Origin of the sequence: Variovorax sp. PDC80 (assembly GCF_900115375.1) — a bacterium.
Taxonomy (GTDB): Bacteria; Pseudomonadota; Gammaproteobacteria; order Burkholderiales; family Burkholderiaceae_C; genus Variovorax.
Genome location: NZ_FOWG01000020.1, coordinates 1 through 26,072 on the forward strand (window position 1 = coordinate 1; position 26,072 = coordinate 26,072).

27 protein-coding genes are annotated in these 26,072 nt (G+C 69.0%); 8 read left to right on the plus strand and 19 right to left on the minus strand.

Annotation, left to right across the window (positions count from 1 at the left end; genetic code table 11):
- From BM109_RS37660 to BM109_RS37685, 6 genes are all read right to left on the minus strand, one after another.
- Positions 1-324 (minus strand): ATP-binding cassette domain-containing protein (locus tag BM109_RS37660; RefSeq protein ID WP_143129336.1); only part of this gene is annotated, 324 nt, incomplete at its 3' end.
- Positions 321-1,325, minus strand: coding sequence for an ABC transporter ATP-binding protein (locus BM109_RS37665; protein WP_093354821.1), 1,005 nt, complete (start codon positions 1,323-1,325; stop codon positions 321-323). The genes BM109_RS37660 and BM109_RS37665, both read right to left, overlap by 4 nt.
- 20 nt (positions 1,326-1,345) lie before the next feature.
- Entirely contained in the window at positions 1,346-2,257 is a 912-nt protein-coding gene (locus tag BM109_RS37670) for an ABC transporter permease (RefSeq protein ID WP_093354824.1), read from the minus strand.
- On the minus strand, positions 2,254-3,450 hold the full coding sequence (locus BM109_RS37675; RefSeq protein ID WP_093354827.1) for a M20 aminoacylase family protein: 1,197 nt from the start codon (positions 3,448-3,450) through the stop codon (positions 2,254-2,256). The genes BM109_RS37670 and BM109_RS37675 overlap by 4 nt, the downstream gene beginning before the upstream one ends.
- An 11-nt stretch (positions 3,451-3,461) precedes the next feature.
- Positions 3,462-4,427 carry an ABC transporter permease gene (locus tag BM109_RS37680; protein ID WP_093354829.1) on the minus strand — a complete coding sequence of 322 codons (966 nt, stop codon included), beginning with the start codon at positions 4,425-4,427 and terminating at the stop codon, positions 3,462-3,464.
- 5 nt (positions 4,428-4,432) lie between these two features.
- The gene (locus tag BM109_RS37685; RefSeq protein WP_177239565.1) at positions 4,433-5,899 is read right to left on the minus strand and encodes an ABC transporter substrate-binding protein; all 1,467 of its coding nucleotides are present in this window, start codon (positions 5,897-5,899) and stop codon (positions 4,433-4,435) included.
- Between the two features lie 200 nt (positions 5,900-6,099).
- Here BM109_RS37685 and BM109_RS37690 point away from each other — a divergent pair, with 200 nt between their 5' ends.
- The 3 genes from BM109_RS37690 (at position 6,100) to BM109_RS41415 (ending at position 8,914) form a co-directional block, all read left to right on the plus strand.
- Positions 6,100-6,753 carry a TetR/AcrR family transcriptional regulator gene (locus BM109_RS37690; RefSeq protein ID WP_093354835.1) on the plus strand — a complete coding sequence of 218 codons (654 nt, stop codon included), beginning with the start codon at positions 6,100-6,102 and terminating at the stop codon, positions 6,751-6,753.
- A 261-nt stretch (positions 6,754-7,014) separates the two neighbouring features.
- Positions 7,015-8,691 carry a tannase/feruloyl esterase family alpha/beta hydrolase gene (locus BM109_RS37695; protein WP_093354837.1) on the plus strand — a complete coding sequence of 559 codons (1,677 nt, stop codon included), beginning with the start codon at positions 7,015-7,017 and terminating at the stop codon, positions 8,689-8,691.
- Between the two features lie 76 nt (positions 8,692-8,767).
- On the plus strand, positions 8,768-8,914 hold the full coding sequence (locus BM109_RS41415; protein WP_177239566.1) for a hypothetical protein: 147 nt from the start codon (positions 8,768-8,770) through the stop codon (positions 8,912-8,914).
- Positions 8,915-9,017: 103 nt separating this feature from the next.
- Here the strand turns inward: BM109_RS41415 and BM109_RS37700 are convergent, their stop codons facing one another.
- The 7 genes from BM109_RS37700 to BM109_RS37730 form a co-directional block, all read right to left on the minus strand.
- Entirely contained in the window at positions 9,018-10,484 is a 1,467-nt protein-coding gene (locus tag BM109_RS37700; RefSeq protein WP_093354840.1) for a gluconokinase, read from the minus strand.
- Positions 10,485-10,497: 13 nt separating this feature from the next.
- The gene (locus BM109_RS37705; RefSeq protein WP_093354842.1) at positions 10,498-11,325 is read right to left on the minus strand and encodes a carbohydrate ABC transporter permease; all 828 of its coding nucleotides are present in this window, start codon (positions 11,323-11,325) and stop codon (positions 10,498-10,500) included.
- Positions 11,322-12,203: a carbohydrate ABC transporter permease gene (locus tag BM109_RS37710; protein ID WP_093354845.1), complete on the minus strand. Its 882-nt coding sequence runs from the start codon at positions 12,201-12,203 to the stop codon at positions 11,322-11,324. The genes BM109_RS37705 and BM109_RS37710 overlap by 4 nt, the downstream gene beginning before the upstream one ends.
- 64 nt (positions 12,204-12,267) lie before the next feature.
- Positions 12,268-13,524 (minus strand): ABC transporter substrate-binding protein, encoded by a 1,257-nt coding sequence (locus BM109_RS37715; RefSeq protein WP_093354847.1) that lies wholly within the window; start codon positions 13,522-13,524, stop codon positions 12,268-12,270.
- Positions 13,525-13,574: 50 nt separating this feature from the next.
- Complete coding sequence (locus BM109_RS37720; RefSeq protein WP_093354850.1) at positions 13,575-14,678, minus strand: ABC transporter ATP-binding protein; 1,104 nt, start codon at positions 14,676-14,678, stop codon at positions 13,575-13,577.
- 13 nt (positions 14,679-14,691) lie between these two features.
- A complete protein-coding gene (locus tag BM109_RS37725) occupies positions 14,692-15,246 on the minus strand; it encodes an SIS domain-containing protein (protein WP_093354852.1) in 555 nt (184 codons plus the stop codon).
- Positions 15,243-16,145 carry an NADP-dependent phosphogluconate dehydrogenase gene (locus BM109_RS37730; protein ID WP_093354855.1) on the minus strand — a complete coding sequence of 301 codons (903 nt, stop codon included), beginning with the start codon at positions 16,143-16,145 and terminating at the stop codon, positions 15,243-15,245. The genes BM109_RS37725 and BM109_RS37730 overlap by 4 nt, the downstream gene beginning before the upstream one ends.
- Positions 16,146-16,340: 195 nt before the next feature.
- On the opposite strand from BM109_RS37730, the gene BM109_RS37735 reads away from it, so the two are divergent.
- Positions 16,341-17,318, plus strand: coding sequence for a MurR/RpiR family transcriptional regulator (locus BM109_RS37735; protein ID WP_093354858.1), 978 nt, complete (start codon positions 16,341-16,343; stop codon positions 17,316-17,318).
- 7 nt (positions 17,319-17,325) lie between these two features.
- On the opposite strand, the gene BM109_RS37740 is transcribed toward BM109_RS37735, so the two are convergent.
- From BM109_RS37740 to BM109_RS37765, 6 genes are all read right to left on the minus strand, one after another.
- Positions 17,326-18,963: an alpha/beta fold hydrolase gene (locus BM109_RS37740; protein WP_093354860.1), complete on the minus strand. Its 1,638-nt coding sequence runs from the start codon at positions 18,961-18,963 to the stop codon at positions 17,326-17,328.
- 100 nt (positions 18,964-19,063) lie between these two features.
- Entirely contained in the window at positions 19,064-19,774 is a 711-nt protein-coding gene (locus BM109_RS37745) for an MOSC domain-containing protein (protein WP_093354863.1), read from the minus strand.
- The gene (locus tag BM109_RS37750; protein ID WP_093354865.1) at positions 19,771-20,463 is read right to left on the minus strand and encodes a glutamine amidotransferase; all 693 of its coding nucleotides are present in this window, start codon (positions 20,461-20,463) and stop codon (positions 19,771-19,773) included. The genes BM109_RS37745 and BM109_RS37750 overlap by 4 nt, the downstream gene beginning before the upstream one ends.
- Before the next feature lie 33 nt (positions 20,464-20,496).
- Positions 20,497-21,291, minus strand: coding sequence for an aldolase (locus BM109_RS37755; protein ID WP_177239576.1), 795 nt, complete (start codon positions 21,289-21,291; stop codon positions 20,497-20,499).
- Positions 21,292-21,308: 17 nt separating this feature from the next.
- Positions 21,309-21,959 (minus strand): glutathione S-transferase family protein, encoded by a 651-nt coding sequence (locus BM109_RS37760; protein WP_177239567.1) that lies wholly within the window; start codon positions 21,957-21,959, stop codon positions 21,309-21,311.
- A 5-nt stretch (positions 21,960-21,964) separates the two neighbouring features.
- Entirely contained in the window at positions 21,965-22,948 is a 984-nt protein-coding gene (locus tag BM109_RS37765) for a Bug family tripartite tricarboxylate transporter substrate binding protein (RefSeq protein ID WP_093354872.1), read from the minus strand.
- Between the two features lie 98 nt (positions 22,949-23,046).
- Between BM109_RS37765 and BM109_RS37770 the strand changes: the two genes are divergently transcribed.
- The 4 genes from BM109_RS37770 to BM109_RS37780 all read left to right on the plus strand — a co-directional run bounded on the left by BM109_RS37770 (position 23,047) and on the right by BM109_RS37780 (position 26,008).
- Positions 23,047-23,568 (plus strand): helix-turn-helix domain-containing protein, encoded by a 522-nt coding sequence (locus tag BM109_RS37770; RefSeq protein ID WP_093354875.1) that lies wholly within the window; start codon positions 23,047-23,049, stop codon positions 23,566-23,568.
- Positions 23,565-23,711: a hypothetical protein gene (locus tag BM109_RS41420; RefSeq protein ID WP_177239568.1), complete on the plus strand. Its 147-nt coding sequence runs from the start codon at positions 23,565-23,567 to the stop codon at positions 23,709-23,711. Before BM109_RS37770 ends, BM109_RS41420 begins: the two co-directional genes overlap by 4 nt.
- Positions 23,712-23,918: 207 nt before the next feature.
- Positions 23,919-24,980: a hypothetical protein gene (locus BM109_RS37775; RefSeq protein WP_256223045.1), complete on the plus strand. Its 1,062-nt coding sequence runs from the start codon at positions 23,919-23,921 to the stop codon at positions 24,978-24,980.
- Positions 24,977-26,008 (plus strand): hypothetical protein, encoded by a 1,032-nt coding sequence (locus tag BM109_RS37780; protein WP_093354880.1) that lies wholly within the window; start codon positions 24,977-24,979, stop codon positions 26,006-26,008. The genes BM109_RS37775 and BM109_RS37780 overlap by 4 nt, the downstream gene beginning before the upstream one ends.
- Positions 26,009-26,072 lie beyond the last annotated feature (64 nt).

Genomic DNA, 26,072 nt, shown 5'->3' on the forward strand with positions numbered 1-26,072 from the left:
GTAGGGGTCCTGGAAGATCATCTGGATGCGGCGGCGCAGCTTGCGGCCCTCGGCGGTCTTGAAGGCCGCGTGCGCGTCCTGGCCGTCGAACTGCAACCCGCCGCGCGTGGGCGCGTACAGCCCCACGAGCAATCGTGCGACCGTGCTCTTGCCGCAGCCCGATTCGCCGACCAGCGCGAGCGTCTTGCCGCGCTCGATCGAGAAGCTCACGCCGTCGACCGCGTGCAGCAGCACGCGCGGCTTGCGCTCGAGCACGCGGTTGAGCCAGGGCGGCGAGACGTCGAAGGTGCGCGCGAGGTCGTGGGCTTGGACGAGGGCTGTCATGGGAGGGCGAGGGAAGGGTGGGGAAAGAGAGGGCTTGCCGCGGTGCGCGCATGCAGCCAGCAGGCGGCATGCGTCGCGCCCGCGGCGATCAGCTCGGGCCGTTCCTGCGTGCAGCGCGCGAAGGCCTGGCCGCAGCGCGGATGGAAGGCGCAGCCGGGAGGAATGCGGTTCAGGCGCGGCATCGCGCCATCGATCTGCGCGAGCCGTTCGGGTGACGAGTCCATGTCGGGAATCGAGGCCATCAGTCCGGCTGCGTAAGGATGGGCGGCGTGCCGCACCACGTCGTGCACCGGCCCGATCTCGGCCACGCGGCCGGCATAGAGCACGGCCACGCGGTCGCAGGCCTCGGCGATCACGCCCATGTCGTGGGTGATCAGCATCACGGCGGCCCCGCGCTCGCGGCAGATGCGCTGCAGCAGCGCGACGATCTGCGCCTGCACCGACACGTCGAGCGCGGTGGTCGGCTCGTCGGCCACGATCAGCACGGGCTCGGCCGCCAGCGCGAGCGCGATCACGACCCGCTGGCGCATGCCGCCCGAGAACTGGTGCGGAAAGTGATCGATGCGCTGCGCCGCGGCCGGGATGCCGGTCTCGTCGAGCAGCGCGATCGCGCGGGCACGGGCCTTTCGGGCATCGAGCCGCAGATGGGTGCGGATGGCCTCGGTCAGTTGCTGGCCGACGGTGAACAGCGGATTGAGCGAGGTCAGCGGATCCTGGAAGATCGAGCCGATGCGCCGGCCGCGAATGTGGCGCATGGCCTCGTGATCGAGCTGGTCGATGCGCTCGCCCTGCAGCCGGATGCGGCCGCCCGCGATGCGTCCGGGCGGCTCGAGCAGGCCGATGATCGAGGCGCCCGTGAGCGACTTGCCGGCGCCCGATTCGCCGACCACGCCGAGGATCTCGCCCGGTGCGATGGAGAAGCTGACCGCGTCGAGCGCGCGCAGGGTGCCGTGGCGCCCGGGAAATTCGACCACCAGGTCTTCGACGTCGAGGATGTTCATGGAATCCGTTCCTGGCGTGCTCATCGCAGCCTCGGGTTGAGCGCATCGCGCAGCCAGTCGCCCAGCAGGTTCACGCTGAGCGCGACCGCGATCAGCATCAGGCCGGGGAAGAGCGCGATCCACCATTCGCCCGAGAACAGGTAGTTGTTGCCCACGCGGATCAGGGTGCCGAGCGAGGGCGAGGTGGGCGGCGCGCCGACGCCGAGGAAGGATAGGGTCGCCTCGGTCACGATGGCGGTCGAGACCTGGATGGTCGCGAGCACCAGCACCGGCCCGAGCACGTTGGGCAGCACATGGCGCCGCATGATGCGAAAGGGCGCGACGCCCGTGACCTGCGCGGCCTGCACGTATTCCTTGTGGCGCTCGGACAGGGTGGCGCCGCGCACGGTGCGCGCGTATTGCACCCAGCCGCTCAGCGAGATCGCGAGCACCAGCACGGCGAAGGCCACCGAGGCGTGCGCGTTCGGCAGCAGCGAGCGCGCCACCCCGGCGATCAGCAGTGCGGTGAGGATCGGCGGGAACGACAGCATGACGTCGCACACGCGCATGAGCAGCGCGTCGACCCAGCCGCCCGCGAAGCCGGCCAGCAATCCGAGCGCGACGCCGACCACGGCGGAGGCCGCGACCGAGGCCAGGCCCACGACCAGCGAGATGCGCAGGCCATGGATCACGGCCGAGAGCATGTCGCGTCCCTGGTCGTCGGTGCCCAGCGGGTAATTGGCACTGCCTTCCGGTGCCCATGCCGGCGGCAGCCGCGCATCGAGCAGCTCGAGCCGGGTCAGGTCGAACGGGTCGTGCGGCGACACCCAGCCCGCGAAGACGGCCGCCAGCAGGCAGGCGAGTGCGACCACCGCCGCCGCCATGGCGATCGGCGAGCTGCGAAAGCTGTGGCCGACATCGCTGTCGAGCCATCGGGTCCAGAGCTGTTTCATGGCGCGAGCAGGTCCTCGGCGAGTGCCGCGAACACGCCGCTGCCGACCGGAATGGTGGCGTCGTTGAAGTCGTAGCGCGGGTGATGCAGGAAGCGGCCGTCGGTCATGCCCTGGCCGAGCCGGAAGTAGGCGCCCGGCCGCTGCTGCAGCATGAAGGCGAAATCCTCCGATCCCATGCTGGGCTCCATGTCGCGGACCACGTGGGCCTCGCCGACCACCCGGCAGGCGACGCGCGCGAGCGCTTCGGCCGCCTCGGGGTGGTTGATGGTCGGTGGGTAGAGCTCCTCGTAGTGCACCTCGGCCTGGGCGCCGAAGGCCAGTGCCACGCGCTGCGCGGTCTCGATCAGGCGTTCGCGCAGCACGGCCTGCACCTCGGGCTTGAACCACTTGACCATGCCGTGCAGCTGCGCGTGGTCCGGAATGACCGACAGGGCTTCGGGCGCGCCGGACTGGAAGGACTGGAAGCTGATGACCGCCGCATCGACCGGATTGACGTTGCGGCTCACGATGGTGTGCACCGCCGAGACGATCCCGGAGGCCACGAGGATCGGATCGATGGCCTGCTGCGGATGGGCGCCGTGCCCGCCGCGACCCTGCACGCGGATCGAGAAGCGGTCGATCGCCGCCATCATCGGCCCGGGGTTCAGCGCGATGGTGCCCGCGGGCAGCGAGGGCCAGTTGTGCAGCGCGAACACCTGCTGCGCGGGGAAGCGCTCGAACAGGCCGTCGCGGATCATCTCGCGCGCGCCGGCATGTCCTTCCTCGCCCGGCTGGAAGAAGAAGTAGACGGTGCCGTCGAAGTCGCGGGTCTGCGCCAGGTACTTCGCGGCGCCCAGCAGGATCGCGCAGTGCCCGTCGTGCCCGCAGCCGTGCATGCGGCCCGGGATGCACGAGCGGTAGGCCGGATCGCCGAGTTCCTGGATCGGCAGCGCGTCCATGTCGGCCCGCAGGCCGATGCTGCGGCCGCTGGCCGTGGAGCGCCCGTACAGCACGCCGACCACGCCGGTGCGGCCCACATGGCGGTGCACCTCGATGCCGAGCGCCTGCAGGAAGGCGGCGATGCGCGCGGCGGTGCGTTCCTCCTCGAAGCCGAGTTCGGGATGCGCGTGGAGGTCCTGCCGCAGCCGCGTCAGGTCGTCGTGGAACGCGCGCACCGCTTCGACGGTGCGCGCCAGGGGAGGCGTGGGATTCATGCGGGCCGCTTTCAGGCTGTCTCTAGACGGGGATCGATCGCGACATAGAGGATGTCCACGACCAGGTTGATGCACACGTACATGGCCGCGACGAAGCACAGGTACGCGGCGATGACGGGCGTGTCGGCGAAGCCGATCGCATCGACGAACAGGGCGCCGAGGCCGGGCCACTGGAAGACGGTTTCGGTGACCACGGCGAAGGCGATGACCGCGCCCAGCTGCAGCCCCACGATCGTCACGACCGGCACCAGCGCGTTGCGCAGCGCATGGCGGTAGAGGATCGCGCGCTCGCGGATGCCGCGCGCGCGGGCGAAGCGGATGTAGTCGGCGCGCAGCACCTCCATCATCTCGGCGCGCGCGAGCCGCACGATCAGGGCGAGCTGGAACAGCGCGAGCGTGACGGCCGGCATCGCGAGGTGCAGCCAGCCGTCGCGCGTGAGCAGCCCGCTCTTCCACCAGCCGATGGCCACCACCTCGCCGCGGCCGTAGGAGGGCAGCAGGCCGAGCGTGACGGAGAAGACCAGGATCAGCAGGATGCCGATCAGGAAGGTGGGCAGCGAAGCGCCGATCAGCGACAGCGCCATGGTCCCGCGCGCGAACCAGCTCCGCGGGCGCACCGCGCACGCGACGCCCAGGAACAGGCCGGCCACCACCGAGACCACGGCGGCGACCAGGCTGAGCTCGAGCGTGGCCGGCAGGCGCTCGGCCAGCAGTTCGCGCACCGGCCGGCCCTGGCGCAGCGACACGCCGAGGTCGCCTTGCGCGAGCCGCGCCGAGAAGCGCGCGAACTGCATCACGAAGGGGTCGTCCAGCCGCAGCTCCTGGCGCACACGCGCGCGGTCGGCATCGCTGGCATCGGGCCCCAGCATCTGCGTGACCGGGTCGCCCACGTGCTTGAACAGGCCGAAGGCGATGAACGCGACGGTGGCCAGCACCCCGACGGCCGCCAGCAGTCGGCGGATGAAGAACGCGAGCATCGGGCCTACCGGACGTTGATGAAGCGCAGGTTGACGCGGTTGTCGCTCTGCAGTGCCGCGTCGACGTTCTTGCGCATGCCCCAGGCCAGGCCCTGCTGATAGAGCGGGATGTGGCCCACGTCGTTGCGGTGCAGGGTCATCGCCTGCGTGACCAGCCGCGTGCGCGCCTGCGGGTCCATTTCGGTCAGCACCTGGCCGATCAGCCGGTCGACCTCGGGATTGCTGTAGCGCCCGACGTTCCACTGGCCGGCCTTGCCGTCGCGCGTTGCCATCATCACGTTGAGGGTGTTGTAGGCGTCGAGGTTGACAGGCGTGTAGCCGAAGAAATTGAAGCTCGAGTCGCCCGCGCCCACCTTGGTGAAGAAGCGCGCGCCCGGCAGTGCGTTGACCGCCACCTTCACGCCGATGCGCGAGAGCATGCCGGCGATCGCGGTGCAGACCTGCTCGTCGTTGACGTAGCGGTCGTTGGTGCAGTCGAGCGTGACCTCGAAGCCGCTCGGATAGCCGGCCTCGGCGAGCAGCTTCTTCGCGGCCGCGAGGTCGTAGGGGAAGGGCCGCGCCACCATGGCGGCGTCGACCGAGTTCACGCCGCGCGGCACGAGGATGCCGGTGGGCACGGCCGAGTCGCGCAGGATGCGCTTGCGGATCGCCTCGATGTCGATCGCCTGGTAGATCGCCAGCCGCACGCGGCGATCGGCGAAGGGATTCCTGCCCTTGACGCTCGCGTAGCGCAGCTCGGGGCTGGCCTGGTCCATCGAGAGGAACAGGTTGCGGATCTCGGGCCCCTGCAGCACCTTGTAGCCGGTCGAGGCCTCGACGCGCGGGATGTCCTGCAGCGGGATCGGGTAGGCGAAGTCGAGCTCGCCCGACAGCAGCGCCGCCACGCGGGTGGCGGCCGAGGAGATCTTCACCATCGTCGCCTCGGTGATGTTGCTGACGGGCTTGTCCCACCAGCCCGTGTGCGCCACCAGCACCGTGCGCACGTCGGGTTCGCGCACCGAGAGCTTGAAGGGGCCGGTGCCGTTGGCGTTGCGGGTCGCGAAGTTCTCGCTCTTCTGCCGCATGTCGGCCGGGCGCAGCGCGCCGTTCTTCTCGGCCCAGGCCTTGGACATCACCTTGAGCTCGGGCAGCGATTGCAGCAGCGCCGCGTTGGGGAATTCGGTGACGACGTCGACGGTCGTGGCGTCCACCGCCTTCACGTCGGCGATCGAGGCGGCGAATACCTTCATGTCCGATTCGGGCGTCATCGCGCGCTGGAGCGAGAACACCACGTCCTCCGCCGTCAGCAGGCTGCCGTCGTGGAAGCGCACGCCCTCGCGCAGCCGGAAGCGCCAGACGGTCGGTGCCGGCTGGGTCCACGACTGCGCGAGCGCGGGCTCGATGCGCTGCTCGCGGTCGCGCCGCACCAGCCCCTCGTAGATGTGGCCGAGCACGGTCATGGTCGGCCCGTGGTTGAAGGCATCCGGGTCCATGGTCGCGGCGTCGTCCTGGGACGCCCACTTGAACGCAACGGCGTGCGCGGAACAGCAAAGCACGAGGGCGAGAAGGCCGGCGAAGCGGCGGAGGGCCCGAGGCGGCATGATTGACTCCAGTAAACGGTACGCACCGTATCTAAAACTTTAGAACGGTACGTACCGTATGTCAACAGCCATCGGAATGTCAGAATCGCGCCATGACCATGCAGGACACCCCCGACCAGAGTTCCGAGCCCGTGGAACAGGGACCGCGCGCCCGGCGCCGCCGGCAGCAGACGCACGACGCCATCCTCGAAGCCGCGCGCGAGGTGCTGCGCGTGCATGGCTATGCGCGCTTCGCGATGGAACAGGTCGCGGCGCTGGCCGGCGTCTCGAAGACCTCGATCTACCGCCGCTGGCCGAGCAAGGGGGCGTTGCTGATCGAGCTCTACATGGAGGGCCTGCCCGACACGGCCATCGTGGAGGACGCGGCCTCGCTCAAGAGCGAGCTGCGCCGCTACCTCGTGTCGACGGTCGAGCGCGTGCAGGACCGCGAATGGCGCACCATCCTCAGCTCGCTCGTGGCCGAGGCGCAGTACGACCAGGCCACCGCCACCTTGCTGCGCGACAAGGTGGTGCTGCCGCGCCGCGAGTCGGGCCTGCGCCTGCTGCGCAAGGCGCAGGAGCGCGGCGAGATCGCGGCCGATGTCGACCACGACATCGTGCTCGACCTGCTGTTCGGGCCGGTCTGGTATCGCCTGCTCTTCGAGCATGCCGAGCTCGATGCCGATTTCGCGAAGCGGCTGCTGGCGCAGGTCGAGAAGATGCTGTTCGTGCCGAAGGCGGCGGGCAAGGCTGCGCGAGGGGCTTAGCAGGCTCCGCGTTCTTCATCGCCTCGTGAGGCGAAGTCGCCGCTCACGCGCAGGGCGGCACATCCCCGCGCCGATTCCATCGGCTTGCGCGCCGCGCGCCACATGATTGTTTTTGCCATGCGGATGCGGCCTTTCGCAATCGCTAGACGCGAAACCGCCCCGTAGCATCCGCGGATTTTTCGCAACTGCCTTGCAAGTGGAAGGCGCCGGTTGCGACGAGGTCCAAGGTCGCATCAACAACTTCAACGGAGACAAAGATCCATGCGGGGATTCAAGAAACGACGCGTCGTGCCATTGCTGGCTGTCCTGCTTCTTCTTCAAGCGTGCGGCGGCGGTGGAGGGGGTGGTGGCGCCATCCAGATCGATCCGTCGGCGCTCGCCACGACGCAGCCGCCACCACCGCCTTCGGCAGGCACGGCATGCGCGGCACTGCGGGGTGCCATGGTGGACAGTGCCGTGATCGGACTGCCGACCCAGGGCGCAACGGTCACCGAAGCGGCCCTCGTGCCGAGCTCCGGGCAGACGGGCGAGCATTGCATGCTCAAGGGCCGCATCGCTTCCGTCTCCGAAGGGGCGCAGGACATCGTGTTCGCCCTCGTGCTCCCCACGAACTGGAACGGCAACGCGATGCACTTCGGTGGCGGCGGATTCGACGGCGTGGTCCCGGATCTCGTGACCACGCCGCTGACATCGGGCGCGAGTCCGCTGCAGCGCGGATACGCCATCTTCGCCGACGACTCGGGGCATCAGGCACCGCCGACCGATCCCTTCTATACCGCCTTCGCATCGAACAGCGAGATGCTCCGGAACTACGCCGGCGACGCCTTGAAGAAGACGCGCGACGTGGCGATGAAGCTGATCGGCCTGCGCTACGGGAAGGCACCGGCCAGGACCTATTTCATGGGCGGCTCGAAGGGCGGTCACGAAGGCATGCAGGTGATGCAGAAATGGCCTTCCGACTACGACGGCGTGGTCACGTACTTTCCGGCCTATGCCTACATGCCGCAGATGATGACCATCCAGGTCGGCACGCGTGCGTTGTGGGGCAATGGCGGCGTCGGCTTCCTCAGTCCGAAGAAACTGCAGACTCTGCGCACGGCCGAACTCACGGCCTGCGATGCGCTCGATGGCGCCGTCGACGGCATCGTCGGCAACGTCGCCGCATGCACGTTCAAGCCGCAGAGCCTGCGCTGCAAGGGCGGGGCGGATACGGGAGACGACTGCCTGTCCGATGCCCAGATCAAGACCGTCGACACGCTGCAATCGCGCACCAAGTTCTCCTATGCGTTCAAGAACGGCGCGACCAGCAATCCCGGCTTCCTGCCGTCCACGGATTACGCTTCGGTGCTCGGTGCGGCCGCGACCTTTCCGGTTCCGCCGAATCCGCTGGTGCTGGGCAGCCTGGGGGCGTTGCCCGACGCCTTCATCCGCAACGCGGTGTTGATGGACCCTCTGGGTCTGTCGATCGGCCTCGATGGCGCGTCACCGGGAAGCTACCTGCCACGCATTCAGGAACTGTCCGGGGTCATGGACGCCACGAGCACCAACATCGAGCCCTTCGTCGCGCGCGGCGGCAAGTGGCTGCTGGTGCACGGCACCTCCGATCCGCTGATCCCCTTCCAGGGCTCGGTCGACTACTACAACGCGCTGCTGCTGAAGCTGGGCCGGCCGCAGGTCGACGCGTTCCTGCGCTTCTACCAGGTGCCGGGATACGGCCATGGCACCGGGCACTTCAATGCGACCGGCGGCGTGCCGGTGCTGGACGCACTGGAGGCCTGGGTGGAGCAGGGCAAGGCGCCGGGGGAACTGGTGGCAACCGACGCGAACCCCGCGACGGCTGGTCGCAGCCGGCCTCTTTGCATCTATCCGAGCTGGCCGAAGTACAACGGGTCCGGCGATCTGAACGCGGCGAGCAGCTATCGCTGCGCGACGAGCTGACGCAGTCGGCCCGCATCGGCACCATGATGCCGGGCAAGCAGGCCGACCTGGTGCTGGTCGATGCGAGACGCTCAACATGTGGCCGCTGCACGATCCCGTCGATGCCGCGCTCGTGCAGGCCCGCCTGGCCCATATCGGTTCGGTGATGGCCGCGGGCAGCTGGCCGCTGGTATGTGAAAACCTGGATTGCAGGCAGTTTTTAAATGGAAATCCAGACCGATAAGCAAAAAAGCGGATCGGTGATGGTTGGAAATGAGGCGCCGCTTTCGCGCATTCCGCCGCACACGCTCTCCGCTGAGAAGGTCGGCTGTGGTCGTGCCAGAAAGTTAGGACCCCGCGCCCTTCATCGCCGCATCGAAGCGAAGCTGCCGCTCCAGCGCCCCGAGATAGGTCTCGTGCGCCGCCGCATCGAAGCGCACATGCTCGGTGAACTCGAAAGCGAAGTCCGCCAGCCCGCCGACGCCAAGGCTTTCCAGCGCGAGCAGCGCAGCCCCGCGCAGCGAGGCCTCGTCGATCGCCGACACCTGCACGTCCTGCCCGATGCAGTCGGCGACGATCTGGCGCCAGGTGGCCGAGCGCGAGAGTGCACCGCCCGTGACGACGATGCGTCGCGCGGGCCGCATGCGCGCTTCGAGCTGCTGCTTCAGGCCGGCGAAGCGCAGGCCGACGCTCTCGAGCATGGCGCGATGGATCTGGGCGCCGCTCGTGGCGGCTGTGATGCCCGCGATGCAGGCGGTGCGGCCGTCGATCCAGTCGGGGCTGCGCGCGCCCAGCACATAGGGAAGCACCGCGAGGCCGTGCGAATCGGGGGCCATCGCGGCCACCTGGGCATCGAGGTCCGGCACGGCGCCTTCGAACAGGCCGCGCGTCCACGCAGCCGAGGCGCCGCCCTCTGACATGGCCATGCCGCCCGCGAGCCGGCGCGCATCGACGCGATAGCACCAGAGGCCCGGATCGTCGAGGCGCGCCTCGTGCGCGTCCCACACCACGCGCATCGAGCCGCTGGTGCCGAGCATCAGCACCAGGGTGTCGCGGTCGATGCCGCCGACACCGATGTTCGAACAGGCGCCGTCGCCGGTGACGGGGAACCAGGGCACGCCCTGCAGCCGCGGCCAGCGTTGCGCGAACTCGGAAACGAGCTGCGTGCGCGGCTGGTCGGTCACCGGCGGCAGCATCGACGCGGGCACGCCCGCGACCGCGAGGGCCTCGGGATGCCAGCCGAGCGTCCACAGGTCGAACAGGCCGGTGCCCGAGGCCATCGAGACCGAGGTGGCGAGATCGCCGAAGAAGCGCGCCAGCAGGTGGTCGGCCGCCGACACCCAATGCGCGGTGGCGGCCCAGGCCACGGGGCGCGACTGCCGCAGCCACGGCAGCTTGGCGGTCCAGTAGCTCGAATGCACGGGGCAGCCGGTGTCGGGGCGCAGCGCGGCGGCGCGATGGCCGGGCTCGCGCTGGCCGGCCGCGATGGCGCCCGCGCGGCGGTCGGCCCAGCTCAGCACCGCCGTGGTCGGCGCGCCGTGCGCATCGAGGCCGAGCAGGCTGTGCCAGAAGCAGCTGATTCCCACGCCGAGGATGCGCGTGTCGGGCGAGGCCTTCAGCACCTGGTCGATGGTTTCGATCACGCCGCGCGCCAGCGCCTCGGGATCGATCTCGGCCATGCCAGCGGCATCGGTGCGCAGCAGGTTGGCACGCTGCGAGGCCGGCCCATGGGGCATGCCCGCGAGGTCGAACAGCGCGGCGCGCGTGGAGGAGGTGCCGATGTCGATCGACAGGACGGTGGCGGTGCTCTTCATCGGGGGACGCAGTTCAGCCCTTCACGGCACCCATGGTCAGCCCCTTCACCACATAGCGCTGGAAGATCATCGTGAGGACCAGCGCCGGCGCCATGATCGCGACCGAGGCCGCCATCACGCCGCCCCAGTCGATCTCGGCGTACGAGAGGAAATTGAACACGGCGATCGGCAGGGTCTTGGTCTTCTCCATGCTGAGCACCTGCGAGAACATGAAGTTGTTCCACGAGAAGATGAAGGCCAGCGTGGTGGCGGTGATCACGCCCGGCCCCGACAGCGGCAGGATGATCTTGAAGAAGGCGTACTGGCGCGAAGCGCCGTCCACCATCGCCGATTCCTCCAGGTCGCGCGGCAGCGCCTCGAAGTAGCTCGCCATGATCCACACCACGATCGGCAGCGCGATCAGCATGTGGCTCAGCACCAGCGCGGTGTAGCTGTCCATCAGGTTGAGGCGCGAGAAGATGATGTACCAGGGCATCAGGAACGAGATGCCCGGCATCAGCCGCGCCAGCAGGATGAACATCGCGAGCCGGCGCTGCGTGAAGCGCGCGATCGAATAGGCGGCCGGCAGCCCCAGCAGCAGCGAGAACCCGACGGCCAGCAGCGCCACCGTGGTGGAGTTGATGAAGTACTTGACGAAGTCCTGCTCGCCGAACACCTTGCGGTAGTTCTGCAGGGTCGGGCTGAACACCAGCTTGGGCGGCCAGGCCACGATGTCCACCTGCGTCTTGAACGAGGAGGCCAGCATCCAGGCGAAGGGAAACAGCACGATCAGCACCATGGCGATCACCGCCAGGTAGAACAGCACGCGCGGCAGCAGGGAACGGTTCGACGGTGTGCTCATGCGTTCTCGCTCAGCTTGCGCAGCCGCGTGATCGCGAGGCTGCAGGCGAAGACCACGAGGAACAGTACCACCAGGACCACGGCCGCCTGGCCCATGCGGAAGTATTCGAAGCTGTACTTGAAGCCCATGATGTTCAGGGTCTCGGAGGCGTAGCCGGGCCCGCCGCCGGTCATCGCGAAGATGATGTCGAAGGTCTTCAGCGCGTCGATCAGCCGCAGGATCAGCGCGGTGAGGATCACCGGCATCACCATCGGCAGGGTCACGAGCCGGATGATCTGCCACTCGCTGGCGCCGTCGATGCGCGCCGCCTCCACCGGTTCGTCGGACAGCGAGGCCAGGCCCGCGAGCACGATCAGCGTGATCATCGGTGTCCATTGCCAGACGTCGACCAGCACCAGCGAGATCAGCACGGTGTCGGCATGCGACACCCACGAACCCGTGGGCAGGCCGAGCGCCTGCAGCACGTAGTTGGCCAGGCCGATGGTCGGGTCGTAGAACAGGTTGAACACGATGCCCACCGCGACCGGCGTGGCGACCAGCGGCAGCAGCAGGAACAGCTTGGCGAGCGCGCGGCCGACGAAGGCGCGGTTGAGCAGCAGCGCCGCCGCCACGCCGAGCACGCCCTCGATGCCCACCGCGAGCACAGTGAAGGCGACGGTGCGCCACAGCGCATGCAGGAAGCGCGGCTCGGTGAGCACGCGCACGTAGCTGTTCACGCCCGAGAAAGAAGGCGGCATGCCCGAGGTGAGCGTCCAGTTGGTGAAGCTCAGCCAGGTGGTGTAGAGCACCGGGAACACCATCAGCAGCGCGACGAAGAGCACCGCCGGCAGCGGAAAGATCCAGTGCAGGTGGCGCTCGGCGCGGGTGGAGTGGATCATGCGGCCTCCATCGGGACTGGGTTCGATCGGCGATGCCGGGGTGCCGCCGCCCCGGTGGCCCCGCTCACTTGCCGTACTCGCCGGTGTCGCGCAGCAGGTCGTTCACCTTGGCCGCGCGGTCCTTGGCCATCGCCTCGATCTTGGTCGAGGTGCCTTTCGAGTTGATCGACTCGATGATGACTTCGCCGATCAGGTCGCGCGCCTCGCCCACGGCGCTCATGAAGGGCTTGTCGGCCGGGTAGCCGTTCTTCGCCGCGAAGGTGCGCGTCTCGACCAGGCCCGGGTTGACCTTGGCGAGCACCGCCTTGTCCTCCCACACCGAGGAGCGCGCCATGGTGATGTTGGCGAGCATGGCGCGCGTCGCCAGGTCCTTGCCGGTGGCCCAGTCGAGGAAGGTCTTCGCGAGGTCCTTCTTCTTCGACTGGCTCGCGATCGACATGCCCCAGGCCGTCACGTAGAACGGCGAGTTGGTGACCGGTCCGGCCGGGAAGTTGGCGATACCGATCTTGTCGGCGCCGATGGAGGTCTTCGCGGGATCGACGAGCTGGCCGTAGAACACCGAGGCATCGGTCCACATCGCGACGCGGCCGGCCTGGAACAGCGGCATGATGTTCTCCCACGACATCGAGGTCACGCCCTTCGGACCGTAGCTGCCGACCACCTTGCCGTAGTAGCGGATCGCATCGACCGCGCCCTTGGAATCGAAGGCCGCCACGCCCTTGTCGAGGTACTGGCCGCCGTGGTTGTAGACGTAGCTCGAAAGCTGCGTGACCGCGGCCGCACCCTTGCCGCGCGCCGCGAGGCCGGCCACGCTGTCGGAGTTGAGCTTCTGCGCGGCGGCGGCGAGCTCGTCGAAGTTGGTCGGCACCTTGAGGCCCGCGGCGGCCAGCAGGTCCTTGCGATAGAACAGCACCTGCCATTCGGTCACCAGCGGCACGATGCTCGGCTTGCCGCCGTAGGTCGACACGCTCATCGCGGTGGCCGGGTAGTCGGCGAAGTCGTAGCCCGCGAGCGGCTCGAACCAGTTGTTCTTCGCGAACAGCTTGCCTTCCTGCAGCGGCCGGGTCATGAACACGTCGACCGACGAGGACTTGGTCGCGAACTCGGTCGTGAGCTTGGTCGAGAGCTGGCTCTCCTGCAGGCTCTCGGCGTTGACCTTGATGCCGCTCTGCTTCTCGAATTCGGGGATCGCGGCTTTGAGCAGCTCGCCGTAGGGATGGTTGGCGAGCAGCACGCGGATCTCCTTGGTCTGCGCCAGGGCCGGGCCGCCGATGCCGAGCGCGAGCGCGGCGAGCAATGTGGTCTTGAGGGTCTTGTTCATGGTGTCTCCAGTGGAAAGGGGCGCCTTTTTTGGAATGGCGCTCGGGTGCGTCAGCCGATCGCGAGCGCGGTGGCCGGGTCGAACAGGTGCGATTTCTCCATCTTCACCTTGAGCCGCAGCACATCGCCCACGCGCAGCGGCGTGTCGGGCGTCTCCATGCGCGCGACGATCGAGTGCGCGCTGCAGCGCAGGTAGGCGAAGATCTCCGAGCCCAGCGTCTCCACGACCTCGGCCTGGGCCTCGAAGCCCGTGGCCGGGTCGAACGGCGCGTCGGCGCGCGCGAGCGAGATGTCCTCGGGCCGCAGGCCGAAGACGACGTCGCGCCCCGCGTGCGCCTGCAGCGGCTGCGCCAGGCGTTCGGGCAGCGCGAGCCGCAGGCCCGGCGCCTCGACGTACAGGCGGCCGTCGGCGGGTTGCAGCTTCGCCTCGAGGAAGTTCATCGCCGGCGAGCCGATGAAGCCCGCCACCAGCCGGTTGGCCGGGCGCGAATACACCTCCATCGGCGTGCCGCTCTGCTGCAGCACGCCCTTGTTCATGATGAAGATGCGGTCGGCCATCGTCATGGCCTCGACCTGGTCGTGCGTGACGTAGATGATCGTGGTGCCCAGGCGGCGATGCAGCTTGCTGATCTCCGCGCGCATGGCCACGCGCAGCTTGGCGTCGAGGTTCGACAGCGGCTCGTCGAACAGGAAGAGCCGGGGCTTGCGCACGATGGCGCGGCCCAGCGCGACGCGCTGCCGCTGGCCGCCCGAGAGCTCCTTTGGCTTGCGCTCGAGCATCTCGCCCAGGCCGAGCACGTCGGCCGCCTCTTCGACGCGCTGGTCGATCTCCTTCTTCGGCATCTGCCGGATCTTCAGGCCGAAGCTGATGTTGTCGCGGATGTTCAGGTGCGGATAGAGCGCATAGCTCTGGAACACCATCGCGATGTCGCGGTCCTTCGGCGGCATGTCGTTCACGCGCGTGTCGCCGATGTAGATGTCGCCCGAGGTCACGCTCTCCAGGCCCGCGATCATGCGCAGCGCCGTGGTCTTGCCGCAGCCCGAGGAGCCCACCAGCACGGCGAATTCCTTTTCCTCGATGCGCAGCGAGAGGTCGTCGACGACCTGGGTGTTCCCGAATCGCTTGACGACGTTCTTCAGTGTCACGCCTGCCATGTCGTGCCGCCGTTCACTGCAGGTTGGCGTGGCGCGCATCGAGCTGCGCGTCGGCCACGCCGAGCCGCTGCTGCACGTGCCAGGCCAGCGCGTCGCCCAGCAGCAGGATGGCCTGCTCGAACAGCGAGCCCGCATGCTGCACCGTGCCGACGCCGTGGCGCACGGGCAGGCACAGCACGGTGTCGGCGCCCTCGGGCGGCTGGCGCACCGTGGTGACGAGCGCCACGGCGGCGCCGGCCTTGCGCGCGACGGCGATGTGCTCGAGCGTGGCCTTGGTTCTGGCCGAGGCCGACACCGCCACCAGCAGGTCGCCCGCGCCGATCGCGGGCGCGGTCGGCTCGCCGGCCACGTGCACCTGCACGCCGATGTGCATCAGCCGGATGGCGAGCGCGCGCACCATGTTGCCCGAGCGGCCCTGGCCGCTGAAGAAGACGCGCCGGGCGCCGAGCACGGCCGTGGCCAGCGCGCCGAGCTGCGCGTCGTCGAGCGCATCGAGCACCTGCCGGTGTTCTTCGATCACCGCGGCATAGCGCGCGCGCAGCGCGGCGGCGGACGACAGCCCGTTCATGCGGCCGCCTTCACGACCGCATGGCCGCCGATCTCGCGGCGCAGCGCCGCGATGCTCTTCATCGTGGGCGAGTCCTCCTGCTGCGAGCGGAAGCGCGCCTGCAGCGCGGCCGAGATCGTCGGCGTGGGCACGCGCAGGCGGATCGCTTCCTCGAGCGTCCAGCGGCCCATGCCGGAGTCGGCCACGTGGCCCTTGATGCCGGGCAGTGCGGGATCTGCGTCGAGCGCATGGCACAGCTTCTCGAGCAGGTGCGAGCGGATCGAGCAGCCGCCCTGGTAGGCGTGCAGCGTCGCATTGATGTCGACCTGCATGTCGGAGGCCATCAGCAGCTCGTAGCCTTCGCCATAGGCCTGCATCAGCGCGTACTCCACGCCGTTGTGCACCGCCTTCGCGAAGTGGCCCGCGCCGCTGCCGCCGACGCGTGCATAGGCGCCCGGCGCGGCCAGCGCCTCGAAGACGGGCACCAGCCGCTCGAACAGCGCGGGCTCCGCGCCGACCAGCAATCCGCAGCCGTCGCGCGCGCCCTGCGTGCCGCCGCTCACGCCCGCGTCGACCAACGTCACGCCGCGCTCGCGCAGCGCGGCCGCGAGGCGGCGCGTGTCGCGGAAGTCGGAGTTGCCGCCGTCGACGATGGTGTCGCCCTCGGCGAGCATCGCGCCGAGCGTCTCGATCAGCGCGCAGGTGCCCTGGCCCGGTGGCGTCATCAGCCACACCACGCGCGGTGCCTTCAGCTGCGCGACCAGCGCGGGCAGGTCGGCCGCGACCGCGATCCCCTTGGCGCGTGCCGCATCCTGCGCGGCGGCCTGGCCGTCGTGGGCCAGGACCCGGTGGCCTGCCGCATGCAGGCGATGAACCATCGCGCCACCCATCCTGCCGAGTCCAACGAATCCGATTTCCATGTCTGTGTCTCTGTCTCCAAGAATGGGCGTGGAGTAAAGCACAGCGAAAGTGAAGCACAAAGAAGTAAATTCTTTTCAGAAATCGGCTTCGGAAGAAACCCATTTTCCGAGGGCACGCAGGCGTTTTCAGGAAGCGTTGGCGTGCCCGAAAACGCTCAGGGAAATCCCTTGGCGCCGAGGTCTTAGGATGCAGCGATGAACGACCGAAGGAGACCCCCGCGCGCCACCGCGCAGGACCACGAGAACGGCACTGCCGATCATCCCGCACCGGCGCCTGACGACGCGGCGAATGCATCGAGCGGCGTGCCGCGTTCGCACGTGCAGCTGCGGCTCGAGGGCGTCTACGGCTCGCTGACGCCCGCGGGACAGAAGCTGTGCGACTTCATCCTGCAGCACCCCGAGCAGCTGCTGCACATGACCATCACCGAACTCGCGCAGGCGGCCGGCGTCAGCGACGCGACGGTCACGCGCCTGTGTCAGGCGGTCGGCTACCTCGGCTTCTCGGAATTTCGCGTGCTGTTCGCGCGCGACCAGGCCGTGGCCCATCAGCGCGCGGTGGGGCAACTGAAGTCCACCGACGCCTCCGAGGAGATCCGCGACAAGGTGATCGCCGGCACGGTCGCGAGCCTCAACGACACTTGCACCACGCTCGACCTGCGGGCGCTGCAGCGCGCGGCCAATGCGATCGCGAAGGCGCGGCGCGTCGATGTCTACGGCGTGGGCGGCAGCGCGGCCGTGGCGCTCGACATCCGCCACAAGCTGCTGCGTCTGGGCATTCCGATCACCGCGCATTCGGACGTCGACATCATGGCGATCTCGTCCTCCACGCTGTCGGCGGACGACGTGGCGATCGGCGTGAGCCATACCGGGCGCACCGAGCCGGTGGTGGCCGCGGTGCGGCGCGCGCGGCTCGGCGGCGCCGGCACCATCGGGCTCACGCATGCGCCGCAGTCGCCGCTCGCGGAGCACTGCGATGCCGTGCTCGCCTACGCGGCCAAGCGCACCGCCTTCTCGGCCGACTCGCTGACCGGCCGCATCGCGCAGCTGGTGATCGCCGACATCCTCTATGCCACGATCGCCAGCTCGACCTACGAGCAGTCGGCGCTGCTGGTCGACCAGGCCAACGTGCTCGCCGATTCGCGCCGCATCGGCGCGCGGCGCCGGCCCGAATGAACCGCTGCTAGCGCGGCTTCGACGACATCTCCCACACGTCCGGCGTGGTTGCGACGAGGCCCTTGAGGTCGGTCCATTGTTGCGCCTGCGGCAGCGCGGTGCGGCCCTGCACTGCCGCCGTCGCGAACGCGACCATCCGGCCGCGCACGCGATCGAGTTCCTGCCGGGGCCAGGTCTCCATCGAGTGCGGGCCGCGCGAGACGACGATGTCCTTGAGCCCGCGCACGCGGTCGTAGGCCGCGACCGTGCCCTCGAGGCTTTCGGCGCGGTCCCACAGACCCTTGGCGAAGAACACGGCGGGCCACTTCGGCATGTTCGCGAGCACCGCCGAGTTGGGGTAGAAGGCGACGTAGTTGTCGGCCGCCATGCCGCCGAGGAAGAGGTTGCGGTCCGCGAGGTCCGGGGCCTCGGGCAGGTAGCCCGCGCCGCTCACGAACGAGGCGTAGAGGATCGCGCCCTTGATGTTGGCGTAGCCCTTGGGCGCGCTGCACTGCACCGTCGGCATGTCGTAGCTGCAGCCGCCGGCGTAGTTCTTGGTCATGGCCCAGCCGGTGGTCATCGAGCCGCGCGAGTAGCCCAGCAGCAGCAGCGGAATCTCGCGCGACTTCATGCCGGCCATCAGCTTGCCGGCCGCCGGCGCGCCCTCGAGCTCCTGGCCCGAGGCCATCAGCACGCGCAGGCCGCGCCCGCTGTCCATCTGCTCGAGCACGCGGAAGATGTCCTCGCTCTGCTCGAGCGTGTTGGTGTCGCTGAAGCCGCCCGATAGGCCTTCGCCGCGCCGGTCGTAGGCCAGCACGTCGAAGCCCGCGCGGTTCAGCGCATGCAGGTGGTCGCGCCAGAAGCGCATGCCGGGGCCTTCGGTGGTCGCGTTGGGGAAGCGCACCGAAGTCGCGCGGCGCGTGGCGGGATCGACGCGCACCGACACCTCGTCGGGATGGTCGATGGCCGTGAGCTGGCCGCCGCCGCCCGGGCTCATGATCACCAGCGCGCGCGTGCGGCCGCCGCGCCCGTCGTCGACGCCCGCGCCTTCCACGTACCAGCCGCGCAGCTTGATGTCGCCCTGCATGTTCAGCTTGAGGCGCTCGAGCGGATCGCGCGGCACGGTGAACTCGACCACGTGCGTGCGGCCGTTCGCCTCGGCCACGGCTTCGTTGTAGGGCGCTTTCGCGAAGAAGCCCGGCTTGCGGATGTCGCGCAGGTTCACCTGCCCGTCGGAATCGATCTTGCCGACCGGATCGACCATGCCGGTGACGCGCGTCGCGCGCTCCTTGTTCGGCGGCAGCCAGCGCTGCATCTGGTCGTTGATGCGCTTGAAGCAGGCCGCATCGCTCTTGCACGCGGCCCAGCGTTCCTTGAGCTTGGCGTCGGTGAACTCCTGCACGTGGAAGTCGCCCGCGTAACCAGCGGGCGCGTGGGCGGCCGTGAGCAGCAGGGGCACGCAGCGCGAGGTGCCGTCGGCCTGGCGCAGGGTGTAGCCGGGCAGCTCGGCGTTGCGGTCGGTGCCGACCCAGGCCTTGCAGTCGGTGGGCGGCACGGCACGCGCGACGGGCGTGAAAGAGGTGGGTGTGGGTGCGGTCGTGCAGGCGGCCAGCGCGATGCACGCGGCGATGGCGGCGGAAGCCGGCCGGAATGTCGGGAAGGGCATGTGTCTCCTGTGCGCGGGTGTCTCCCGCGGTCGATGTCACATGTTCGCGGACGGCGCTGTCAGTCGGCTGTCCACGGGCTGCGGGTATTCCCGCCTTGCATCAGCGCGGGTCCGCATTCGGCACGCACAGGCGCGGTGTCCAGTCCTCGACCTGCCGCGAGGCCGCGCGCCGCCGGAAGGTGGCGCGCCAGCGTTCGGCGAGCGCCGGCAGTTCGGCCGCGCGTTCCCAATCGGGCGCGAAACGCTCGTCGCGCGCGAACAGCAGGGCGATCAGGCGCGACAGCGGCCATTCGGGATGCGGCCGCTCGATCAGCGCGATGGATGCACCGCATTGCACCGCGCCAGGTTGCAGCACGCGGTAGTACCAGCCGGTGCGGCCGCTGTCCTGCATCTCGCGCGCCATGCCCGGTTCGCCGAAGCGCACGTCGAGCTTCCAGCAGGGCTGGCGGCCCTGCGACACCTGCACCAGTGCCTCGCCGAGTTGCAGCACGTCGCCGATGCAGACGCTGGCTTCGTCCCAGCCCACGGTCGAGAGGTTCTCGCCGAAAGCGCCGGGCGCGGCCAGCAGGTCATGGCGGCGGCTCCATGCGGCCCACGTGGCGTAGTGCTCGCGCGGATAGTGGTGCACGGCTTTCTCGGGACCGCCATGGATGCGCAGGTCGGCCTGCGCGTCGCCCGCGAGGCCGGTGGCCGAGAGCCACAGCGCATCGTCGCTCGGCGACTTGACGATGCCGCTTTGCGTGCGGCCATCGGCCAGCGGCGCGACGGGGCCCACGAGCAACGCGTCGATGCGCACCGGTGCCAGCGTCATTCGAGCTGGCCCAGCCAGGCGCGCAGCATCGCCGCGGCGCTCGCTTGCGGCGCATTGCCCTGCGCGGCGCTTTGCGCGCGCAGCGCCGGAATGTCGATGCCAGCCTGCGCGAGTTCGCACGCATGGCCGATGAGCCAGGGTTCGATGCGCGCGGGATCGGCCTCGGGATGGAACTGCAAGGCGAGCGCGTGGCGGCCATGGCTGAAGGCCTGGTGCGGCGTGAGTGGCGTGCTCGCAAGCAGCTCGGCGCCCTCGGGCAGCTCGAAGGTGTCGCCATGCCAGTGCAGCACCGGCACGTTGGCCAGCGGCGCGAGGCACGATGCCTGGCCGGCCGTGCTCAGCGCGACCGGTGCCCAGTCGATCTCCTTATTGCCCGACGGGTACACGCGCGCACCGAGCGCGCTGGCCATCAGCTGCGCGCCGAGGCACAGGCCCAGCGTGGGCCGGCGCAGCGCGAGCCGCGCGCGCAGGCCCGCGATCTCGTCGTGCAGGAAGGGATAGAGGCCGGTGTCGTAGGCGGCGATCGGGCCGCCGAGCACGACGACCAGGTCGGCCTCGCGCCATTCCGCGGGCTCGAGCGGCGAGACGCCGGCCTGCCGGTAATCGATGGTCCAGCCGGCCTCCCGCAGGACCGGCGCGAACAGGCCGAGGTCCTCGAAGGCCAGGTGCTGCAGCGCGATGCATCGCATGGCGAGGGACTCCTTGTCAAAGGGCGATGGAACTCAGGCCGCGCGCAGGCAGTCCGCGTTGCGCGGGTCCTTGAGCGAACGGCGTGCGTAGTACTCGAAGGCCACCGTGTTGCGGCGCGGCCGCACGATCCAGTCGTGCGCTTCCTTCGCGAGGCGGTGGTCGATCGGCCGGATGGTGCCGGCCGCGGCGGCCAGCAGGTGCATCCTGGCGGCGCGCTCGAAGGCGATCGACAGCACGCAGGCTTCCTCGATGCTGGTGGCCGCCACCAGCAGGCCGTGGTGCGACAGCAGCAGCGCGCGCTTCTGGCCGAGCGCGGCCGAGATGAACTCGCCCTCCTCGTTGCCCACGGGCACGCCGGGCCATTCGCCGACGAAGGCCACGTCGTCGTAGAGCACGCAGTTGTCCATGTGGCTGATCTTCAGCGGCTCCTCGAGCATGCCGAGCGCCGAGGCATGCAGCGCATGGGTGTGGATGATGCAGTTGACGTCGGGCCGCGCGCGATACACCCACGAGTGGAAGCGGTTCGCGGGATTGGGCATGCCCGCGCCGTCGAGCACGTGGAGGTCCTCGTCGACCGTCAGCAGGTTGTCCTCGGCGATCTCGTCGAAGCCCAGGCCCAGGCGCTGCGTGAGGTATTCGCCGGGTTTGCCGGTGCGCGCCGTGATCTGGCCCGCGAGACCCGAGTCGTGCCCGTTGTCGAACAGGATGCGGCAGGTCAGCGCGAGCTTCTGCCGCGGCGTGTAGGGGCTCTCGGCGAAGTGCTGGTCCATCTGGACGATGGATTGGGCGACGAGTTCTTCCTTCGCGAGTTCGAAGGTGTCTTGCAGTGCCATGGGGGATCTCCTTAAGGGGTTTCGCTGGTCGAGAAGGTCTTCTCGGGATGCGCGGGAAAAAGTGCCTGATAGCCGTCGAGGTCCTCGATGCGCGCGAGCCAGGCGCGGATCGCCGCGAAGCCCTGCAGCTCGATGCCGCCCATGGGCGCGAGTCGCGTGTAAGGGTACAGCGCCACGTCGGCGATGCTCGGATGCGTGTCGGTGGCGACCCAGCCGTCGGGGCCCTGCCGTTCGAGCCGGGCCTCGAGCAGCGCGAGCGCGGCCAGGGCCTCGTGCCGGTAGGCGCGGAATTCGGGGCTCGCGGGATCGCGGTCGCGGTGCAGCGCCAGGTGCAGGCGCAGCTTCGCGAGCGGCTTCATGTGGCGCTCCTGCTCGAAGGACAGCCAGGTCAGCACGCGTGCCTGCGCGAGCGGCTCGGCGGGCCACCACGGCGAGCCCTGCGCGAGGAAGTGGAGGATCGCCATCGATTCGGCGATGCAGTGGCCGTCGTCGAGCTCGAGCACCGGCACCTGCGCGAGCGGCGCGATCGCGAGGAAGTCGGGCCGGCGCAGGTCGCCGCGGTCGATCGAGCGCGTGTGCCGCTCGAGCGGCACGCCGAGCAGGCCCGCCATCAGCCGCACCTTCCAGGCATTGCCCGAGCGCAAGGTGTCGTGGAGCTTCATGGCCATCAGTCGACCTTGGTGCCCGCGGCGCGCACCACGCGCGTCCACTTCTCGGTCTCGGCGCGCAGGTGCTTGCCGTAGGCGGCGGCGCCCGTGGGCAGCGGCTCGATGCCGAGCTCGGCCAGGCGCGCCACCAGGGCAGGGCGCTTGAGCGCGCGCGCCAGCGCCTCGTCGACCAGCGCGACCTGGGCCGGCGGCGTGCCGGGCGGTGCCAGCAGCGCATTCCACGAGCCGATCTGGAATTCGCCCAGGCCCTGTTCCTTGCTGGTGGGCAGGTCGGGCACGGCGGGGTTGCGGTGGTCGGCGGCGATCGCGAGCATGCGCAGCTTGCCGGCCTTGGCCTGCGGCTGGATCACGGGAATCGCGTCGATCACGATCTGGACCTGGCCGCCGAGCGCGGCGTTCACCGCCTCGGCGCCGCTCTTGAACGGCACGTGGAGGATGTCGCTGTGCGTCGCGAGCTTGAACAGTTCGAGACCGAGGTGCGGCGAGCTGCCGTTGCCGGCCGAGCCGAAGTTCAGCGTGCCGGGATTCTTCTTCGCATAGGCCGCCAGCGCGGGCAGGTCCTTCACGCCATCGAGGCCCGCGACCGCGAGCACATAGGGCGAGTTGCTCACCAGCGAAACGGGCGTGAGCGCCGCCGGGTCGTAGCCGAGCCGCGCATAGATCATCTTGTTGACCACCTGCGTGCCGACCGTGCCGAGCAGCAGCGTGTAGCCGTCGGGCTGTGCCTGCGCCACGGCCTGCGCGGCGATCGAGCCGCCCGCGCCGGGACGGTTGTCGATCACCACCTGCTGCTTGAGTTCCTCGCCGAGCGCCTGGCCGATGAGCCGGCCGGCCATGTCGGTGATGCCGCCGGCGCCGAACGGGATCACGAGCCGGATCGGCTTGGCGGGGTAGGGCTGGGCCTGGGCTGCCGCGCCGACGCAGGCCAGCGTCAGGGCGAGGACAGGGGCGATCCAGCGGCGGAACGGCGAACGTGCGGACATACCATACTCCTGTGCGGCGCGGGATCGGCCGCGTTGCGTGTGCGATCGGGTTCGAGAAACAAATCCATTTTAGGACACAAGTGTCCTAAAGAAAAGTCATGTCCATCAAGTTGAAGTTGTTGCGGGTCCAGACCGGGCTCACGCTGGAAGGGTTGGCGCAGGCCACCGGACTGACCAAGAGCTACGTGTCCAAGCTCGAGCGCGGCGTGTCCACGCCCTCGGTGGGCGCGGCGCTCAAGCTGTCGAAGGCGCTGGGCGTGCAGGTCGAGGAGCTGTTCGCCGAGTCGTCCGAGGAGGACCCGGTGGTCATCCATCGCCAGCAGCCGGCGATCGCGGGCGGCGCGGCGCGGCTGGTGTCGGGCTCGCTGCCGGGCCACCGCATGGTGGCCTTCGTGCTGCACCCGACCGACGAGCCGGTGCGCAACCACCCGATGAGCCACCACGAGGGCGAGGAGATCCTCCATGTGCTCAAGGGCCGCATCACGCTGCAGCTAGCGAGCCGTACCGAAACCCTGTCGGCCGGCGACACGGCGCATTTCAACGCGGGCATCCCGCACAAGATCACGTCGGTGGGGAAGACGCCGGCCTCGGTGCTGCTGGTGATCGCGCAGGCGGAATGAGCGTGCGGCCGAAGCTTCTCCTGGCGTTCGTCGCGTTGCTGCTCGCCGGCTGCGCGAGCGCGCCGCCGCATGCGTATTCGGTGTGCGCGACGCAGCCGGGGACCGAGGCCTGCCAGGTCGAGCGATACGACCACGTCGACTGAACGCCGGAGTCGCGCACCCGCTGGATATCCCCCGGTTGGATGAGGCGTGCGTTGGACGCAACGCCGCGACGAAATTCCGTCGGCATGGGATCGATCCGTCATCGGCGCGCTTGTTCTCCCACCTAAGATGCGTCCCGCAGGCACACGCGGGACGAGGAGGGCCGTGTGGCTGCGCCCATCACGGCGTGTTCGGCCTGGTCCCCGAAGTTGGTTTCCACCCCCGATCGACGCGGCGCGCGCGGCGCGCTTTTACAGAAAGCATGCGTGATGGATATCTACCGTTTTTGCAAAGCCCTGATTGGCTGCTGCGGCCTGCTTGCCGGATTAGCTGCCTTCGCCCAGCAGCCGTTGCAGGGCGTTCTTGGTCTCAGCTACAAGATCGGAAGGCCCTCCGTTCCGGCCGCGGCCTATCAGAAGATCACCGTCGCGGAATTCAGGTCGATGGTGAGCAAGGCTTTCCAGAAATCGGGCTTCTCTCTCGTCGCCGTGGACGCGCAGAAGAACAAGTCGACGATCTTTCAATTCAGGTTCGATGCCTATCCGAAGGTCGAGCCGAAGCCGATGATCTTCATCTCGGCCGACGAGTTGCCCGACGAGAGAAAGCGGTGCAACCCCTGCTTCCTGCGGTTCGCCGAGATCAGGAACGCGTCCGAGTTCGAGACGCTTCCATGGATGACGCAGTACGAGTTGAGCGCGCTGCTCGTGCCGGCCATCGACAACGCGTACGCCACGATCGAATCCAACGGGCATAGGGATCCCGCGTGGGAACGCTTCAACTACAAGCGGCAGTGGGCCGGTGAGCGGAACCTCTTCGGCAACTCCTTCACCGGTATCGAATTCTCCAGTCTCAAGGAGGCCGTCGCGGGCGCCTACAGGAATGCCGGTTTCATCCCCGTCGAAAGCCTTGGCGGCATCAGGACGCCCGAAGACACGCTGGCTTTCAGTTTCCCCGTGGATCCGGGCAAGGACGGCGGTGCCATCTACACGCTGAAGTTGCGCCGCCAGTACGACGCGGACGGACGCTGCTACCCCTGCGAGGTCGTCGAAGAGTACGACCCCTACCAGCAGCTTCCGCCGGCCGGCTTGTCCGGCATCGTGGGCCGCGCGACGCTCGAGTCGAGGTTCACGGCGGCCCGAAGCGCGGCCTACGAAGCCATGCGAGCCGATCTCGAACGCCATCTGCGCCCCGGCTCCGTGTTTTCGATCCCGCCCAAGCAGGCGCCCCTCGGATCGCCGCGGCCGCCGCCCACGCCACCCATCGCGACATGACGGCGCACGCGCAGTCCGTGTCGGGCAACGTCGCCATCGGCTCGATGCGACGCGAGCATTGGCTGGTCGTCGGCAACCTGCTCGCGGCGCTGGCGGCCGGCGCGCTGGCATCGTGGTCCACGCCGATGATGCTGGCGATCCTCTACATCGACATCTGGCTGCTGGCCAATCCCCATATCGTCGCGACCTACACGCGCCTTGGCGCGATGTCCTCGCGACCCCGCATGCGCCAGGCGCTGGTCTTCATCGCGCCGATCCTGATCCTCGCGGGCCTGACCATCGTCGCGCTGGCCTATGAGGCGGCCGGACTGTTCGCCCTCTATTTCCTGGCCCAGTCCTTCCATGTCTCCCGCCAGTGCTACGGCATCGCGAGGCGCTGCGACCGGCGGCCCCCGATGCCCTGGCGAAGCCTGCCCTATGGGCTGATCTATCTGTTCCCCGCATGGGGCTATCTGCATCGCAGTGCACAGGGCGCCGACAGCTTCCTCGGATACCCGATCTGGCTGCCGCCGGTTCCGCAGGCGTGGGCCCTGGCCGCGGGAATTGCAGCCCTCGTCGGCGCCGCGTGCTGGCTGGCATGCCTGGCGTATTCCAGGCGCATGAGGCAGGCGGCGGGACCGTTCGACAGCCTCGTGCTGTCCCACTTGATCGTTTCGCTGGTCGGCTATGTCTGGATCAGCGACATCACCATCGGCTGGCTGGTGGTCAACGTCTGGCACAACATCCAGTACCTGGTGTTCGTCTATCGCCAACGGCAGCGCGACGACACGACGGGCAAGGAGAGTGAGACGGCAAGAAGTTCACCGGCACGCGCAGCGCCATGGCGCGCCGTCCTGATGCCGCCGATGCGCTTCTTCCTGCCCTGCGCGATCGGCGGTGCCCTCCTGTACCTCGCCGCCAGCCGCATCGGCGAGAGCCTGCTGTGGCTCGGGCTTCCCACCATTCTCATTGCGCACTTCGTCCTGAACTTCCATCACTACCTGGTGGACGGCGTCATATGGAAGCGCCGTCGCACCACGATCGGGTGAGCGGCCGCCGGCCCGCGACGATGCCGTGGCGCGGCGGCCATGGTGGAATATGCAGGCACTGCTT

Coding starts and splice junctions, on each gene's coding strand:
- BM109_RS37665 (WP_093354821.1), bottom strand. CDS start 1,325: ATGAACATCCTCGACGTCGAAGACCTGGTGGTCGAATTTCCCGGGCGC.
- BM109_RS37670 (WP_093354824.1), bottom strand. CDS start 2,257: ATGAAACAGCTCTGGACCCGATGGCTCGACAGCGATGTCGGCCACAGC.
- BM109_RS37675 (WP_093354827.1), bottom strand. CDS start 3,450: ATGAATCCCACGCCTCCCCTGGCGCGCACCGTCGAAGCGGTGCGCGCG.
- BM109_RS37680 (WP_093354829.1), bottom strand. CDS start 4,427: ATGCTCGCGTTCTTCATCCGCCGACTGCTGGCGGCCGTCGGGGTGCTG.
- BM109_RS37685 (WP_177239565.1), bottom strand. CDS start 5,899: ATGGACCCGGATGCCTTCAACCACGGGCCGACCATGACCGTGCTCGGC.
- BM109_RS37690 (WP_093354835.1), top strand. CDS start 6,100: ATGACCATGCAGGACACCCCCGACCAGAGTTCCGAGCCCGTGGAACAG.
- BM109_RS37695 (WP_093354837.1), top strand. CDS start 7,015: ATGCGGGGATTCAAGAAACGACGCGTCGTGCCATTGCTGGCTGTCCTG.
- BM109_RS41415 (WP_177239566.1), top strand. CDS start 8,768: ATGTGGCCGCTGCACGATCCCGTCGATGCCGCGCTCGTGCAGGCCCGC.
- BM109_RS37700 (WP_093354840.1), bottom strand. CDS start 10,484: ATGAAGAGCACCGCCACCGTCCTGTCGATCGACATCGGCACCTCCTCC.
- BM109_RS37705 (WP_093354842.1), bottom strand. CDS start 11,325: ATGAGCACACCGTCGAACCGTTCCCTGCTGCCGCGCGTGCTGTTCTAC.
- BM109_RS37710 (WP_093354845.1), bottom strand. CDS start 12,203: ATGATCCACTCCACCCGCGCCGAGCGCCACCTGCACTGGATCTTTCCG.
- BM109_RS37715 (WP_093354847.1), bottom strand. CDS start 13,524: ATGAACAAGACCCTCAAGACCACATTGCTCGCCGCGCTCGCGCTCGGC.
- BM109_RS37720 (WP_093354850.1), bottom strand. CDS start 14,678: ATGGCAGGCGTGACACTGAAGAACGTCGTCAAGCGATTCGGGAACACC.
- BM109_RS37725 (WP_093354852.1), bottom strand. CDS start 15,246: ATGAACGGGCTGTCGTCCGCCGCCGCGCTGCGCGCGCGCTATGCCGCG.
- BM109_RS37730 (WP_093354855.1), bottom strand. CDS start 16,145: ATGGAAATCGGATTCGTTGGACTCGGCAGGATGGGTGGCGCGATGGTT.
- BM109_RS37735 (WP_093354858.1), top strand. CDS start 16,341: ATGAACGACCGAAGGAGACCCCCGCGCGCCACCGCGCAGGACCACGAG.
- BM109_RS37740 (WP_093354860.1), bottom strand. CDS start 18,963: ATGCCCTTCCCGACATTCCGGCCGGCTTCCGCCGCCATCGCCGCGTGC.
- BM109_RS37745 (WP_093354863.1), bottom strand. CDS start 19,774: ATGACGCTGGCACCGGTGCGCATCGACGCGTTGCTCGTGGGCCCCGTC.
- BM109_RS37750 (WP_093354865.1), bottom strand. CDS start 20,463: ATGCGATGCATCGCGCTGCAGCACCTGGCCTTCGAGGACCTCGGCCTG.
- BM109_RS37760 (WP_177239567.1), bottom strand. CDS start 21,959: ATGAAGCTCCACGACACCTTGCGCTCGGGCAATGCCTGGAAGGTGCGG.
- BM109_RS37765 (WP_093354872.1), bottom strand. CDS start 22,948: ATGTCCGCACGTTCGCCGTTCCGCCGCTGGATCGCCCCTGTCCTCGCC.
- BM109_RS37770 (WP_093354875.1), top strand. CDS start 23,047: ATGTCCATCAAGTTGAAGTTGTTGCGGGTCCAGACCGGGCTCACGCTG.
- BM109_RS41420 (WP_177239568.1), top strand. CDS start 23,565: ATGAGCGTGCGGCCGAAGCTTCTCCTGGCGTTCGTCGCGTTGCTGCTC.
- BM109_RS37780 (WP_093354880.1), top strand. CDS start 24,977: ATGACGGCGCACGCGCAGTCCGTGTCGGGCAACGTCGCCATCGGCTCG.